General features: G+C 60.0%; 13 protein-coding genes. 3 read left to right on the top strand and 10 right to left on the bottom strand.

The annotated features are described in order from the left end of the window. Positions 1 to 157: 157 nt before the first annotated feature. Positions 158 to 958, top strand: a complete 801-nt coding sequence (locus HV796_RS31880) for a tyrosine-type recombinase/integrase (RefSeq protein WP_343053021.1) — start codon at positions 158 to 160, stop codon at positions 956 to 958. A gap of 320 nt (positions 959 to 1,278) precedes the next feature. Here the strand turns inward: HV796_RS31880 and HV796_RS31875 are convergent, their stop codons facing one another. Both HV796_RS31875 and HV796_RS31870 read right to left on the bottom strand, forming a co-directional pair. Continuing rightward, positions 1,279 to 1,629 (bottom strand): hypothetical protein, encoded by a 351-nt coding sequence (locus HV796_RS31875; RefSeq protein ID WP_175231864.1) that lies wholly within the window; start codon positions 1,627 to 1,629, stop codon positions 1,279 to 1,281. Then, a complete protein-coding gene (locus HV796_RS31870; RefSeq protein ID WP_246356144.1) occupies positions 1,626 to 2,333 on the bottom strand; it encodes a hypothetical protein in 708 nt (235 codons plus the stop codon). Before HV796_RS31870 ends, HV796_RS31875 begins: the two co-directional genes overlap by 4 nt. Before the next feature lie 1,795 nt (positions 2,334 to 4,128). Here HV796_RS31870 and HV796_RS31865 point away from each other — a divergent pair. Together HV796_RS31865 and HV796_RS31860 are read left to right on the top strand one after the other, a co-directional pair. After that, complete coding sequence (locus tag HV796_RS31865) at positions 4,129 to 5,883, top strand: type IV secretory system conjugative DNA transfer family protein (protein ID WP_246356143.1); 1,755 nt, start codon at positions 4,129 to 4,131, stop codon at positions 5,881 to 5,883. A 92-nt stretch (positions 5,884 to 5,975) separates the two neighbouring features. Continuing rightward, positions 5,976 to 6,212, top strand: a complete 237-nt coding sequence (locus tag HV796_RS31860) for a hypothetical protein (protein ID WP_175231862.1) — start codon at positions 5,976 to 5,978, stop codon at positions 6,210 to 6,212. Positions 6,213 to 6,626: 414 nt separating this feature from the next. On the opposite strand, the gene HV796_RS31855 is transcribed toward HV796_RS31860, so the two are convergent. From HV796_RS31855 to HV796_RS31820, 8 genes are all read right to left on the bottom strand, one after another. Continuing rightward, positions 6,627 to 6,974, bottom strand: a complete 348-nt coding sequence (locus tag HV796_RS31855) for a hypothetical protein (RefSeq protein WP_175231860.1) — start codon at positions 6,972 to 6,974, stop codon at positions 6,627 to 6,629. Between the two features lie 11 nt (positions 6,975 to 6,985). Then, positions 6,986 to 7,240 carry a DUF2274 domain-containing protein gene (locus HV796_RS31850; RefSeq protein WP_175231858.1) on the bottom strand — a complete coding sequence of 85 codons (255 nt, stop codon included), beginning with the start codon at positions 7,238 to 7,240 and terminating at the stop codon, positions 6,986 to 6,988. 3 nt (positions 7,241 to 7,243) lie between these two features. Then, positions 7,244 to 8,467, bottom strand: a complete 1,224-nt coding sequence (locus tag HV796_RS31845; protein WP_175231856.1) for a carbon-nitrogen hydrolase family protein — start codon at positions 8,465 to 8,467, stop codon at positions 7,244 to 7,246. 1 nt (position 8,468) lies between these two features. Then, positions 8,469 to 8,936: a TrbG/VirB9 family P-type conjugative transfer protein gene (locus tag HV796_RS31840; RefSeq protein WP_175231854.1), complete on the bottom strand. Its 468-nt coding sequence runs from the start codon at positions 8,934 to 8,936 to the stop codon at positions 8,469 to 8,471. Then, on the bottom strand, positions 8,933 to 10,162 hold the full coding sequence (locus HV796_RS31835) for a TraB/TrbI/VirB10 family type IV secretion system protein (protein WP_246356142.1): 1,230 nt from the start codon (positions 10,160 to 10,162) through the stop codon (positions 8,933 to 8,935). Before HV796_RS31835 ends, HV796_RS31840 begins: the two co-directional genes overlap by 4 nt. Before the next feature lie 83 nt (positions 10,163 to 10,245). Continuing rightward, positions 10,246 to 11,028 (bottom strand): TrbG/VirB9 family P-type conjugative transfer protein, encoded by a 783-nt coding sequence (locus HV796_RS31830; RefSeq protein ID WP_246356141.1) that lies wholly within the window; start codon positions 11,026 to 11,028, stop codon positions 10,246 to 10,248. Between the two features lie 314 nt (positions 11,029 to 11,342). After that, positions 11,343 to 12,065: a VirB8/TrbF family protein gene (locus tag HV796_RS31825; protein ID WP_175231848.1), complete on the bottom strand. Its 723-nt coding sequence runs from the start codon at positions 12,063 to 12,065 to the stop codon at positions 11,343 to 11,345. Continuing rightward, positions 12,062 to 13,078 carry a conjugal transfer protein TrbL gene (locus HV796_RS31820; RefSeq protein ID WP_175231846.1) on the bottom strand — a complete coding sequence of 339 codons (1,017 nt, stop codon included), beginning with the start codon at positions 13,076 to 13,078 and terminating at the stop codon, positions 12,062 to 12,064. Before HV796_RS31820 ends, HV796_RS31825 begins: the two co-directional genes overlap by 4 nt. Positions 13,079 to 13,168 lie beyond the last annotated feature (90 nt).

Below are 13,168 nucleotides of genomic sequence, written 5' to 3'. Positions count from 1 at the left end.
CCGGAGCGACAAATCCAGTATATAAGACCGGACATGGATCGACCCTTCCCATGGATCACCGCGCCAGCGGACGCATACCGGCTCTGGCAGGAAACCGACGCGCTCGGCGCCCGATCGCCATCCCTTTTCCCCACGCTCGCGCATCCAGCATGCGGCGATGTTCGACCGCTTTCTGCGCCATCTCGCAACAAAGGGCGTGACGCTGGCCACCTTCGGCACGGCCGACGTCGAAGCTTTCTTCGCCGACGTCGATATGCGATGCGCGCCGGGCACCACGACCCGATTGCGCTACGGCAGGCTGCTCGAGCGGCTGTGCCGTCAGTTCATCGAGGACGGCATCCGCGTAGAGAATCCGGTGACCGCCATCGCCGCTTTTGAGCGCTGGCCAGAGGATGAGCCGGTTCCCCTCTATCTTCGCCCCGACGCGGATGCACGGCTGCAGGCGTGGGTCCAGCCCGCGGCCGACGACGACGCCCGCGCATTGCGCAATCGCGCGATCGTCGCCCTCTTTCTGGCTACCGGCATCCAGGCCACGGAGCTTCGGCAGGCGCGGTGCGACCATCTGGGCGTCGCGGGCATCCGCCCACTTCTGGAGGTGCCGAAGCGCGGACCGCGTGACTCGCGACGCATCCCGTTGCCGCCGTTTTCGATCGCCACCCTGTCCAGGTGGAAACAGACGCGCGAGCCGGACGCCGGCGACGCCCTTCTCTTTCCGGCCCCAGGTCGCGACGGCATGGTCAATGACGTGCTACTGGGCAATGTCGTGCGCGAGGCGTTCGAAGCCATCGGATTCCGGGCGCCCGACATGAGTCCGCGCGTGCTGCGCAACACCTATGCTCGCCGGCAGCTGCTCGATGGCCGCGGCAACGTCGACGTGAGCCGGCTGCTCGGGCTGACCAGCCAGCGGACCGTGGTGCGTCTTCGCGCAACCATCGAGTGCATTCAAAACGGCGGTTAATTTACGTTACCGTAACGGTTTTGCCAGCCGCCCGGTACCGCTCCGGAGAGGCCGCCTGGCGCCGGGCGTTGGTCAGGGCGCAGGCTTTTGCGGCCGGCCACGCCTCGTTTCTTTCCAGTTACGCATACGGTATATCGGTGTCGCGCGCCATACGAGCGTCGTCCGTATCGCTCCTGCTAACTGGAATGCTGAGAGCACTGCCACAGCGCCGCTGTGAGTGTGGTCGACCCCACGTCACCCACTAACTCCTCGCGGACGCCGCAAGCCGGCGCTATCGTGCCAGGTCCGACTGCGGACCTCAGGTGCCATTGGCACGCCCCTCACGGAATATGTACCAGGCTACCCTTCATCGCATCGATCTGGCGTTGGCGCTCCTCGATGATTCGAAGTGCGACCCTCTCCATGATCGCAGGATCGGCGTCGCATACATCAATCATCGCGCTAATCAGTTCAGGTAAATCCAGTTGCGGACGGAAAGCGGGAAACGCCTTCATCTGCTTCTTCGCGCGCCTGAAGCTTTCCTGGGACACCAGGATCGCCTTCATGCCGGGCGTCGGCTCCTTCGCCTTCGGCACCAGCTTCGTGACGCCAAAGGCTGCCGAGGCGGGATCGTTCAGCCACTCGTCTGCCGTGAACGTGACCTGCCCCACCTGTTGCTCCAAATTGTTCATGCGTCTCCTCGTTGGTTGTGCTGCTGTCTTAGGCGAGAGGCGAGCCAGTCCTCGAGCGTGAAGGATTCGTCCGCCATGCGCCGCACGTAGGGCAGCGCACCGGGTAAAGGCAGGCTGTCCGTATTCCGGCCCGAGCGCTCCCACTCGGCGCGCAGCAGCGTCACAAGCCTGCCAACCTGATACCGCGTCGTATGAAAACCTGGCGTCTGATACAGCGAGCGCACCAGGCCCGTTACCAGCTCGTCAGCCCGTCTTGCCCTCACGGTCGAGCGGATCTGGTAACGCCACTGCCGCTCCATCGCAGTAGTCATGCGCCAGGTGAGCCGTACGCCGCCGCCTGCATGCTTTGAGTGTGGCAACTTCAGCAGCTCGTACCCGGACACCTCAATACGCTCGCCGGGCACGAGTGCATCCCGAAGCTTCTCCAGCTTATGCGCTACATGCTCTCCATCCGTCACCATCAGGAACCAGTGCAGCGAATCGCCACGCTCGAGATCCGCGAACAGCAGTCGCGCATTCGCCTTGCCGAGTATTTTCCGGTAAGCGCGCTGGTTCGTGTTGAGCAGGATTTCGTATCGATCGCTGAACTTTTCGCAGAACGCCTTCGCGCGTTCTGCGTGGACCACACCCGAGACGTGATGCCGGTAGCCGTGTCGGACGTGGTCGAGAAGCCGCTGCATCAGCAACGTCTTGTAGCGGATCACTCGTGGTTCACCTGCCTTCATTAATTGGGGATTGAGCAACTTTGTTTCGGTTGATTCATTGATAATGCGAAGCCTTGCTGCGCAAGGCTGAACGGTTATCCGGGATGCTTAGCATTCCCGGATAATTATAAGAGATTCCGCACGCGAAGCGTGCAAACTTCCTACGAACGTCACTACAATACGGCCGCTGACTGCCACAAGCGGCCTCGCACGCAAGCATCACTCTGCGTCGCCGGGCCGCCACAAGCGGCCAGCGACGCAGCACAAGGGCGACCACCCTTTCGCAGTACCAGGTTGCCCGAAGTGGTGTATCGCGCGAGCGATTACACGGACCAGGGGCAGCCACCACCGCAGTATTCCGTCGGGGGCTGACCACCCCTGAACTCCATCACTTCACGCGAGCCGCAATGGCTCAAGGCACGGCTACCAACCGTGCCGAGTGTGCTGAAGTCGTATGCGCGTAATGGCGCTGGTACGACTACGACGAGCGCTGGACGGTGTAACTCCGTCCTTCGACTCAATCCCCACCGCACGGGGAAGAGGTTGGGCGACACGGAAACGGGCATGGCGAGGAAATGCGCCATTGCCCTGTGTAACGTGAAAACGGGAGACGGCTTTCGCTGTCGCCAGCACCGTCCAGGGGCTGCGGGGAACCGTAGAACCTGTGCCACACACGTAGGCTGCCGAGGCGTTCCGAAAGGGCGCAGGCGTGCAAGGGGAAACCTGGCGCACGTGGCACCTGCCGGCGCAAGCTGGCAGGGTCGCTGTATAGCTCAAGCGTGTAAATGCGTCCGCAGAGGTCGCTATGTGGTGGGGCATCAAGCCTGTCCGAAGACGAAGCCGTTGACGGCACAACAGGTAAGCGAGCCGCTTTGGAATCTCGGGCCGCTGAAAACCTGATGGGCGAGAGGGAACACCTCTCTGTTGTTGCCTGAGGCGCAGGCGTGGTGCCCCGGAGCGTTGTTTTGCTTCAGTAGCGTTGCACTAACGTGGGAATCGCTAAGGCCGAAACCGGGCTGGTAACCCGGTGGCTATGCGAGGGAGAGTGGATCAGTAGGGCCTCGCGGCGCGAGCCGCGTCGCCGTCTGTCGCGATTCGTCTGAAGCGCAGACGGCAGGTGAAAGCCTGTCCGAAAGTTCACGGCATACGTAAGCGTGAAGATGCGGGGTGGTTCCCGCAATGGAGTGTTGGAACGCTCGCGGCTGGTACCCGCGAGCGTCCCGTGATTGGTCTCCCGGGGTCTCCAACGTGTAATTAACCCTTGAAAAAGGAGCTTGTCGTGGCAGTAAATCGCAGTGAAATTGCAGGCCATCAGGGCTGCAGATACTCCGGTCGAAGCTGGTCCGGAGGACAGGGTGGCCCGCCCCATCACGGGGTCACCTGCATGAAAAAGCCGCGTGCCCAGGCATGTGCAGGTCAACCCGGCAGCAGTCAGGCCGGTGGTCACGTCGTCCTTTTACAGGCCGATGGCAATCAGCGGAGCGGCGTATACGCGTCGTTTCGTTGCGGCAAGCCGGAGTCCGATTCCGGTATGTCAGTGCACAAACAGGCCACAAGCCTGCGTCAGTAGCGTCAAGGTCGAAGGCGTGGGAAGCCTTCGATTGCTGTACGGCTGCAGACCGTATCTGTCCGGCAGGGTGGCACACCTTTTAGGTAATCCGCCTGTGCCTCTTGCACACGCCGGCCCATAGCCCGGGAGACGAAAGTCTCCCGGGTTCCCCCCGCTTTCTTAGAAAGGACAACACTGTTGATTTTTCACGGATTGGGTTTCCACACACTGGTTTCTGGCGCACTAATGAGGTGGCTGGAATGGTCGAGCCCATGGTATTGGGTCGGTCTCGCATTAACGTTATTCGCGGTGGGATTCCTGCATCCGGTACCGTGGAATCTACCGCGTGACGAAGAATCGTTCGTCACACACGCCCTTCTGGTCGCCCGCAAGACCAGCGTTTTTGGGCTGCTCATCCTTGCTCTGCTTGTTCCATTTCTCACATACGCGGCGTATGTCATCGATCAAAAAGAAAGGCCAAGCCCTTCCGCCGATATCCTCGATTGGGGTTTTGAACGCTTCGCCCACTACTCGACGATGCCTGCTTCCGCGCTGATTGCCGCTCTCATTCTCCGCCTCTTGTGGGATCGTTACGCGAGTCCCGCACTGTCGGGAATGTGGCGAGCCATGCGTGTCACGCAGAAAATGGACAGGCTGGTGGATGCCCGGGACGAAATCGCCAACCTCAAAGCGAGAAGCTTTGAACCGGAAAAATATTTCGCCGACGGCAAGATTTTCTACGGACTGGATGAGAACAATCTGCCGGTTTATTTCGACGTAACCGAGTTCCTGACGACCCATCATCTGGTGCTCGGGCCCAGTGACTTCGGTAAGGGCATCATCCTGCAGGGTATATTCAAGCAATGCATCCGTTTCGGTTTCGGCGTTTTCTACGTCGACCCGAAGGGCGATGACTGGGTGCCCTACCTGTTGCAGAATGAAGCTCGCAAAGCAGGTCGGCGCTTCTTCTTTCTTGACCTGAGGCCTGAAGGAAAAGGCACATGGCACCCATTCGTAGGCGGTAGCAGCCGCGAGCGGCGTACACGTATTACGCGCGCTTTCAACCTCGACAAGTCCGGCACTGACTCCGATGTGTACAAGGCGAAAGAACGGGCGTTGCTTGACGACGCGCTAGAAAACACGGACGGGTCGGTCAAGGCGATGCTTGACTATGTGAAGAACCGGGCCGACAGCGAACTATCGATGTTGCGTGACTCGTTGCACGAATGGTCGCGGATCACCACGTTCGCACAACCCGGCAGACGCAAAGGGCATTCGATCGAAGCGTGTCTGATGAATAACGCAGTCGTTTATGTGCGTGGCGATCTTCGTGACCCGGTCGTGAAGGATGCGACGAAAGCCTATATCGCCGAGCTGACGGGCGAAATTAACCGACTGGCAAAGGTGCGGCCGGCTCACGTGGTATTCGGCGTTGACGAACTTAAATTCACCGCCAGCGCGGAAATCAATGAAGCCCTCGCGACGATCCGGCAATCCCGCTGCAACATGTTCCTCCTGGGCCAATCGATCGCGAACGTCGAAGCACCAGATGACCGGCGGCTCGACGGTGAGGCGCTGGCCCGGGAGCTTGAGGTCAACACACCTATCAAGCTCGTCTATCGCGCGGCCGATGAACGCACTGCCGAGTGGGCTGAAAAAATGTCCGCTACGCAGCAGCTTTCGATCGTTCAGCGCGAACTGACGAAGACCAACGCGCACGGTGGTGAGCTTTGGGAAGGTCACCGCATGATCGGAAACCAGGAGGCCCCTGTAGTTTCCGGCACCACGGTGCTGAATCTTCCGCGCCGCGTTGCGATCGCCTTCATGCCGGGGCGACTTGCGACAAAACTTTTCGCCAGTCCGACGACGATCGACAACAGCTACGCGTCGTGGGAAGACGGGCCATCGGGCATGTCGCCTACGACAGACGGGCCCGACAACGATGCATCTGACGACACCCAGGGCGCGAGCCGGGGTGCTAGAATAGGTACGCATCTTTAGATGCCGGTCGGACCCTGCGCTTGTGGGGTCCTCCCCGGTTCAGGCGTTCGCCGCTCCATTAATCTGGCAGATTGGAGTACGCCTACGTGAGGATGCAAGAGCTGTACGAGACCCTGAGATCGTTCCATGAACGTCTACGGGTCGAACTCGATGGCAAGAAGGCCTGGAAAGAGGAACTGCGCAAAGTTGGGCTGGTACTAATCGGCCTTGGTCTGACAGGTCCGTTGATTAACGGCAAGGCAGGAATGTGGCCTTTGTTGGTTGTAGGGATGATTCTCGAAGCCCTGGGACTGATGGAGGACTCGGAACAGGACGACGATGATGCTTGAAGGAACCGGTACCTACCTGATTTTATGCGGTATCCTGGTTGCGGGTTTGGCGGGCGCTTTCTGGTTTACAGAAATACTGCCTGGCAATCGACGCCATTCGGGTAAGCGGAAAAACCGGTCCCACTAGGGATACGGCCGCAACAGGGAAACAGGGACCGTTGGTCCCTGTTTTTTTATGGGTCACGCAGCTTTACGCCTTTGGGCAGTTGCGCTCCCGCTAGAACACGATAGTCAGCATCGCCCGAATGCGAGTTCGCTAACTCATTTTAGCCCATCCGTTGTTGATCGCCGACGTCGCATACTGACTGAAATCGATCGGCCCCGTGCGCTGAACTACGTTACGAGGCCGGTCGGTACGATGTCTCCGCGTAGCAAAATGCGGAGTCTTTGTCATTGCGGTTGGCGACAGGCCTTCTAGCGCTGGCGCGTGAAGCCTAGGTACAAAAGACCAATCGGAGCCAACACAACCGCCGCGCTCCAGCAGAACGTCATCGTGAGCACTTTCATGAACATCGCGAAAAGTGCGCCCACAATAAACTCATTGACACCTATCACGAACCCGACGACTCGTTCGTAAAAGAAGCGCGCGTAGGGATACAGGAATGTGTTGACGATCATGGCGACATGGAGGCCCACTGACATCTGCGCAGCACCGCTCGACATCACGAGAAGCAACACCGGAAACATCGCCCCGAAAACAAGATGCCGGATGTAGTAGCCGGCGGTGACGCTACCGAAACTTTGGCGAATGACGGTGTACATATGCGTATGCCCTATTCGGTCAACCCACTCTGCGTGGCTTTCCATGCCTGGAAAGCCTTGTCACGCTTCATGTGTTGCGAGAGAACATACTCAACCAGCATGTCGACGGGGATTTCAGCCCCGGCCATCTCGTGATATGCACGCCGATATTCGATCAGATCGGCGTTGACGTCGGCCGCCAGGCTGACAGTCAATCTGGCTTTCTCCGGCTCCCTTTTCAAGATCGGCAGAAGCAGACGCTGCTGTTTGTCGTTAGGGCTCTTCATCGATCATCCCCTTGATTGTTGATTGACGGCGCGCACAAGCGGCACGCCAGCGAGACGTGCGATGGACCGCACGCTCTGAGACTGAATCCTGGAAACTGCGAGGTCGGAGTTGAACCAGCCGTTCGACAGCCCGACCAGCACATCCGGGCGATCAATGAGCAGCCGCCAATGTGGCCATACAAGGTAGTCCTCGAAGCAGATCGAGACCGCCACGCGTCGGCCATCAATCGCAAGAAATCCTTGCGTGATAGCACCGGCCACGGCGCTGACTGCCGCGCCGGGCCGCCACATGCCGGCCGGCACTGGCTGGCGACTGTCCAGGCGCCCTGACCCATACCCGACAACCACAGCACTGTCCGAGTACCGGACGGGTTCGTCCTGGACCATCAGATCCACCCCAAGCACGAGCGTTTGTCCGTGTGCCTTGAGGTCCGACGCGAAGCGCTGCCACCAGAACGCCGAGGATGGGCGCCACAAGCCGACAATTTCCTCCGGCAGGACGACGACGCGAGCGCCAGTGTCAAATGCGCGTTGTGCGACGTGCCGCACGCGGTTCGTCCGCTCGTATATAGCGGTGTAGTCGGCCTGATCGAGTTTGCCTAGCTGGGTATCGAGCGCCAGCCAACCGTCCGGCACGACCGGTGTCGTCGCCAGAACATGCGCCGGGATCGCGAATACCGCAAGCATCGCCGCCACAACTGCTGTGCGCCGGTGACGGAACGCTGCAATCGTGGCGAGTAGCAGTAGTGCTAGCACCAAACCGAGCCAGCGCGTTCCCGGGTACAAGGTGCCTGCGACTTGAAGCGGAGACAGCCAGCCGATAATGCCGAGCGGCGGCAACGAGACGAGCAGTAGCGCCAACCCCGCCCTCCATGTGAGCGTTGATGGGGACGCGTCCAGCTCCGGTTTCAGGCCCACCCACGGCGCAGCGAGCACCGCCCCCTGAGCGAGCCAGCAAGCGACGCCGAGCGCCCGCGCGTCTATCGCCGAAAGTTCTCCATATGCGGTGAAGAAGCGCACGAATGTCACAGGTATATCGCGTGCGCCGATGATGTAGTAGGCGGCCCATACCGCGCCGGCCGCCCATCGATTCGGCGCCTTGGCCCATAGCACCGGTAACACCAGTAGCGCAATCAGCCAGTGTCCCGGGTACCACGCGATGAGCGCGATAGCTGCACCGGCGGCACCGTATATCGCGAAAAAGAGGAATCTGCGGCAAATCAACATTTCAGGGCGCATCCGCGTCCGACGCGCGGCCTGCCCCGCTACGGATCTTAGGTGTCGGCGCAACGCCTGAGATCGCAGACGGCGTTGCCTCTCCCGTTCTCACGCCAGACGGTGCAGCGGTCATGGGCGCATTGCGTAGCGCACGCGCTTCGTATGGCCCGACCCGAAAAATCAGCGCGCGTTCGGGATGCCCAATAACCGCGTACGGAAATTCCGGTCGCCACTGGAGGAGCACGCGGCCGGCCGGTGTGTCTGCGAAGATGGCAGGCACGCGCTTCATATCGTCGAACTGGACGTATACGTTGGCGCCGTCGTCGAACACCTGAAACGGGCGTGCCTGGTCGGATCCGCTTGTCGTCCATCCGAAGTTGTAGCTGACCGTCGCCGACGGCCGACTGGCACACGCCGATTGCACGGCGATGCACGCGAGCATGGCGCACGTCGTCGACATCAATGGAATCCGCTTCATTTGCAGCCTCCAGAAATCAGTTCCGGAGGAATCATAAGATCGCGTTTGACCATAAAGACCATCGGTTGGCCTGGTTTCAGAAGCAGCGTCGGCTGAATGTTGGCGTTGCGCTGCAGGATCGTCTGCGTCGTCTGTGCGACGGACTGCCCCGCTGCCGCGCGCAGGTCGTTCGTCGCGCCACCGTTGATGTTGATCGTCGTGCCGCTGCCCGCACTCTGGTTACGCCCGATCAGTTCCGCAACGCCCGCGATCAGGAACGTGGATCCGAAAATCTTGAAGAAATGGTTATTCACCTCAGCCGATACGCCTGCCTCACCATCCGGATCAGCTGAGCCAAGGCCATCGAGGCGCATGCTTGCGCCGTCGGGGAAAGCTTCGCTCTTGGGGAAAAACATCTTTGTCGCGGCAAGCTGCATGCGCTCCTGACCGATCGCCACGTCGTTATTCGACAGCCCGACAATCCTCGTTCCCCTGGGAATGAGTTTGCAGCTCATGCTGACGCTATCGTAGATGTCGCGATCAACCACTGCGCGGAATGTTCCCGGCATGTCGCTATTGGCGCCATGCAGGATCACGGTTGGAATCGGCGTTCCCCCTTCCACGATATATGCAGACTGGTACGGTACCGGGACGAGTGGCGAGCCTTGGGAATCAGCATCCTGCCCGTTCTGCCAGTCGACCGCGCGCTGAGCGCTTGCGCTCGTATTGCTCCCGCGCCGCATGCCTTGGGGCAACGTGGCCAGATCTGCGCCCGCATCGCCTCCGCCATGCGAGTTGGCAAGCTCCTGCTTTAACGCCTTCTGCTCGTTGACTACGTCGTCAAAGCTGCCGGATGCCACCGTCGTGATCGTGTGACTGTCCGTCGTTTCGTATGCCATGAGCCCGATTGACTGATCATCGTCGGATGCGCGTTGCAGGGCAAGACGATCGGCATCGCTCAAATCGCCGTCCGGCTGCAGGGCGCGATACCCAGCCGGCAACGGGTGTTCATTGACGCCAACCGCGCTAGCAGCCGTAGGTGCGGACGTCGCATCGGCCATAGTGGCCCGAAGGCGGGCCTGTTGCTGCTCGAGCTGCGCGCGAAAAGCGTCGGGAGAGGCCGCCGGCTTACGAGCGTCAGCAGCAAGCTGCTCCCGCTGTTGCCGCTCGGCCACCGTCTCGCGCCGGTGGTTAATCACTCGAACAAGGATAATCGCGAACAGAACGGAGAAAAACGCAATGATCATGACGCTCTTCAGATTACGCCGAACACGGGTGCGCTTGCCCGGTTCGTTCGTCATCGGCGGGAGGGGCGACGGCGTGCTCATGATCAGGAATGCCCATAAATGTTCCGGGCCGGGGTCGTATCGCAGCCGAACAGGCCGCATCCACCGCCGCTCTCATTAAACACGCGTACCTCGTCCTTGCCGCGTCGGAGCAACAGGCCATATGTCACGACCTGTGGAATCTTGTAGAAGTCGTTGCCGATCGGCGCAAAATCGGTGATCTCCCCTTCACCGCTCCTGTCCAGGATGAAAACCGCTGATAGCGTAGCGTCGTGCGGCAACCGCATATATGTGAACTGGCCATCATCAAAGACCATCGTCGGGGCAAACGAAGCACTGCCCTTGATCCGGTAGCCGTAGTTCACGTGCGCCAGGTCGATACGCGGGCCCGGGTCCGCCGACATGCCACCGCCCGCGTATCCCGAGCCACGCGGCACATTGCCCGGATACTCGACTCCAAACGGCGTCATATGGGCGGAGCCGGACAAGCCGACATCGACGTAGTGCCATGACACCCGGTGAAACCATGCGGTCGAAGCCGTGGAGCGCAGATCGATTTCGTAACGGCGCCTGGTCGTGATGATCGTGCCGGTATTGCGTAACCCCGGCTGGCGAGCTGAGACGAAAAGATCACGCTTCGTGATCGACGTATGGTAAGGCCACCGCTTTCCCGTATCGGCGAGATACACGCCGATCACTTCTTCGTCGGGCGCAAGAAGAATATGCGTTTCCTGATGGGCCTGGGTGACGATCCTGTAGCTGTAGTCAGGATCATAGTCGTACGTTACGAGCGATGGGTCGTCGTGGTCTGGGTACGGTCCGTTCACTGACTCCGATCGCGTACCCATACTCCGCCTGCGGGCAAGCTGCTTTTGCGGCTGTGTCGTCGGACAACCTGACGCGGCCGCGCACCTCGCCGCGCTGGCGACCGAAGTCGCACCACCGGTGGTCGTCGGGACCGGCGCCGCGACACCGGCGGCCGCAGGCGCGCCCGGCGATGCGGCCGGCACAGCTGCAGACGACCTGGAAACGGTGCGGAAATCGGGCGGCAAGGGCCCGCCTTCCGGGGTATTTGTCGTTTGCGCGGCAGCCGCATGAGCCACCGCTAAAACCCCGGCGGCATAGAACAGATGCATTAACTTCATTCTGCGGATCCCGGGTTGTAGCCTTTGTACGGCGTGACAGTGAAGTGTGTGATGCGCAGACCGATGGGGTTGTCCTTTTCTTCTCCGTCCTTTAGCAAGGACGGATCGGTCAGGAAATTGACGGTCAGAAGGCGTTGTTGTGGTGGGCCAGCCTTGCCGTTGACACTCTCGATCGACGTGAAAATCACGTATGCGACGCGCCCATCTGGTGAAAATGAAGTCGAGTTCTCGACAAATTCACGTGTCAAACCGGGGATAGTCACGACACGTTCCGCGATTGGGTCGGTCTTCTGCGTGTATGTCTCAAGCTCGTTCGTTGCGGCTCCGGAAGTCCACGACGCGGCAGCTGGAAGCTGCCGCTGTATCGTCGCCTGACTGTCGGCACTTATGGTGAATACCCTTGACGCCCATTTGATGAGGAAGTAACGCCTGTTGGCCGCTGTGGGGCTGTATTCACTGGCATATCGATTCGTGACCCATGCCGCGCCCGACTTCTCGTCGTGCTCCACAAAGTACGGCTTCGGACCGCTGCTCCTGGCCATCTGGACAAGCGCGACACATTCCCCCATCGCAATAGCGGCAAACAGTGCCGCGCACTTGACCGCCAGTCGTCTTTCCCAGACAGGTTTCTGGAAAGCGGCAAACCAGCCGTCTGCACCCGCCCCCGTACCCGGCGGTGCGGGCTGTTCATCCCTTGTTCGAGTGAGAGGCGAACTCATTTCAGCAATCCCCCAAGCGTGACGATCTTCTTCACCGCGCCGCCAGCGTCGCCCGATTTGCCACCGGCATATCCGGCCGCAATCTTTGGCACCTGCCACATGATGAAAGCGCCGATTGCACAGAGCAGTGTCAGCCCGATCAGCGGCAGATAGTTAGCGTCGAAGTATGCCTGCGCACTCGTGTTTCCCGTTTGCGCCAGCGTGTCGCTGAATTTCTGGATCTGCGGGATAGCTCCCTTAAGGATAATGACGAGGAAAGCCCATGCGATGACCTTGTACAGACCCGCGGTAATGGTTGACCGCAGCCAGCCATCGAACAGAAACTCGCCGGCAGGAAGTACAAACCACGGGATCAGCACCGGTCCGATGATAAAAGCCACGTCGAGCAGGAATGTCCCTAGCTGCGCTATCACCAAGAATGCAAGAGCCATCGCGATCATTGCGATAAAACAGAGGCCCTTGAGCAAAAACATATCGAGCGCAATCGGCAGTGTTGCGACGAAGTTCCCGATGCGACTCAATGACCCTAAGGCACCACTGCCGGAGTCCGGTTGCGCCGTGCCACATTCCTGGTGCGTTCCTGGGATTACGAGCCCCTCAGGGGTCGTGTTCGGCACCTGCTCGCAGGTTTGGACGGCCCTCTGTCGATCCGCATTAAGCACGATTTTTCCTGCGCTCTCCAACGCCTTGACCAGCTGAGACACATCGGATTTCCCGCTGGCTATACGCTGTGCCATTTCATCCATGTTGCCGACAAAGTAGTGATGCACGACCCCACTCCAGCCGAGCAGCATCGCAAGCATCACCATTGAGCGCACGCCCAGGCGGAAAAGGCGCACCATATAGTCAGCTGTGTCACGATCTAGAACCCAGAGGAATGTGTTCCACGATGCCATGACACCTCCAAGTGCTGCGAGCAGGTCGATACCATCCTGTACGAACAGCGATTGGAGTTCATCAGCAGCTGATTGCGCGCTCGAAAAAAATTCGTTGAGGTTTCCAACTATGGTCATCTTTCTTACCAGCTACTTGAGACGTATGTGATCAGGCGAATGCAAAGCAGGACCGCTATCACCGGAACAGACAACAGCGCGAGCGCGAAC

It is taken from the genome of Paraburkholderia humisilvae, assembly GCF_902859855.1.
GTDB lineage: Bacteria > Pseudomonadota > Gammaproteobacteria > Burkholderiales > Burkholderiaceae > Paraburkholderia > Paraburkholderia humisilvae.
The sequence above is the reverse complement of the archived record's forward strand: the minus strand, read 5'-3'. Positions and strand labels throughout refer to the sequence as shown.

What these genes read in the sequence shown, in the direction of transcription:
- HV796_RS31825 (WP_175231848.1), bottom strand. Translation starts at nt 12,065, where the DNA reads ATGAGTTCGCCTCTCACTCGAACAAGGGATGAACAGCCCGCACCGCCG.
- HV796_RS31850 (WP_175231858.1), bottom strand. Translation starts at nt 7,240, where the DNA reads ATGAAGAGCCCTAACGACAAACAGCAGCGTCTGCTTCTGCCGATCTTG.
- HV796_RS31840 (WP_175231854.1), bottom strand. Translation starts at nt 8,936, where the DNA reads ATGAAGCGGATTCCATTGATGTCGACGACGTGCGCCATGCTCGCGTGC.
- HV796_RS31860 (WP_175231862.1), top strand. Translation starts at nt 5,976, where the DNA reads ATGCAAGAGCTGTACGAGACCCTGAGATCGTTCCATGAACGTCTACGG.
- HV796_RS31835 (WP_246356142.1), bottom strand. Translation starts at nt 10,162, where the DNA reads ATGATCATTGCGTTTTTCTCCGTTCTGTTCGCGATTATCCTTGTTCGA.
- HV796_RS31880 (WP_343053021.1), top strand. Translation starts at nt 158, where the DNA reads ATGTTCGACCGCTTTCTGCGCCATCTCGCAACAAAGGGCGTGACGCTG.
- HV796_RS31855 (WP_175231860.1), bottom strand. Translation starts at nt 6,974, where the DNA reads ATGTACACCGTCATTCGCCAAAGTTTCGGTAGCGTCACCGCCGGCTAC.
- HV796_RS31865 (WP_246356143.1), top strand. Translation starts at nt 4,129, where the DNA reads ATGAGGTGGCTGGAATGGTCGAGCCCATGGTATTGGGTCGGTCTCGCA.
- HV796_RS31875 (WP_175231864.1), bottom strand. Translation starts at nt 1,629, where the DNA reads ATGAACAATTTGGAGCAACAGGTGGGGCAGGTCACGTTCACGGCAGAC.
- HV796_RS31845 (WP_175231856.1), bottom strand. Translation starts at nt 8,467, where the DNA reads ATGTTGATTTGCCGCAGATTCCTCTTTTTCGCGATATACGGTGCCGCC.
- HV796_RS31820 (WP_175231846.1), bottom strand. Translation starts at nt 13,078, where the DNA reads ATGACCATAGTTGGAAACCTCAACGAATTTTTTTCGAGCGCGCAATCA.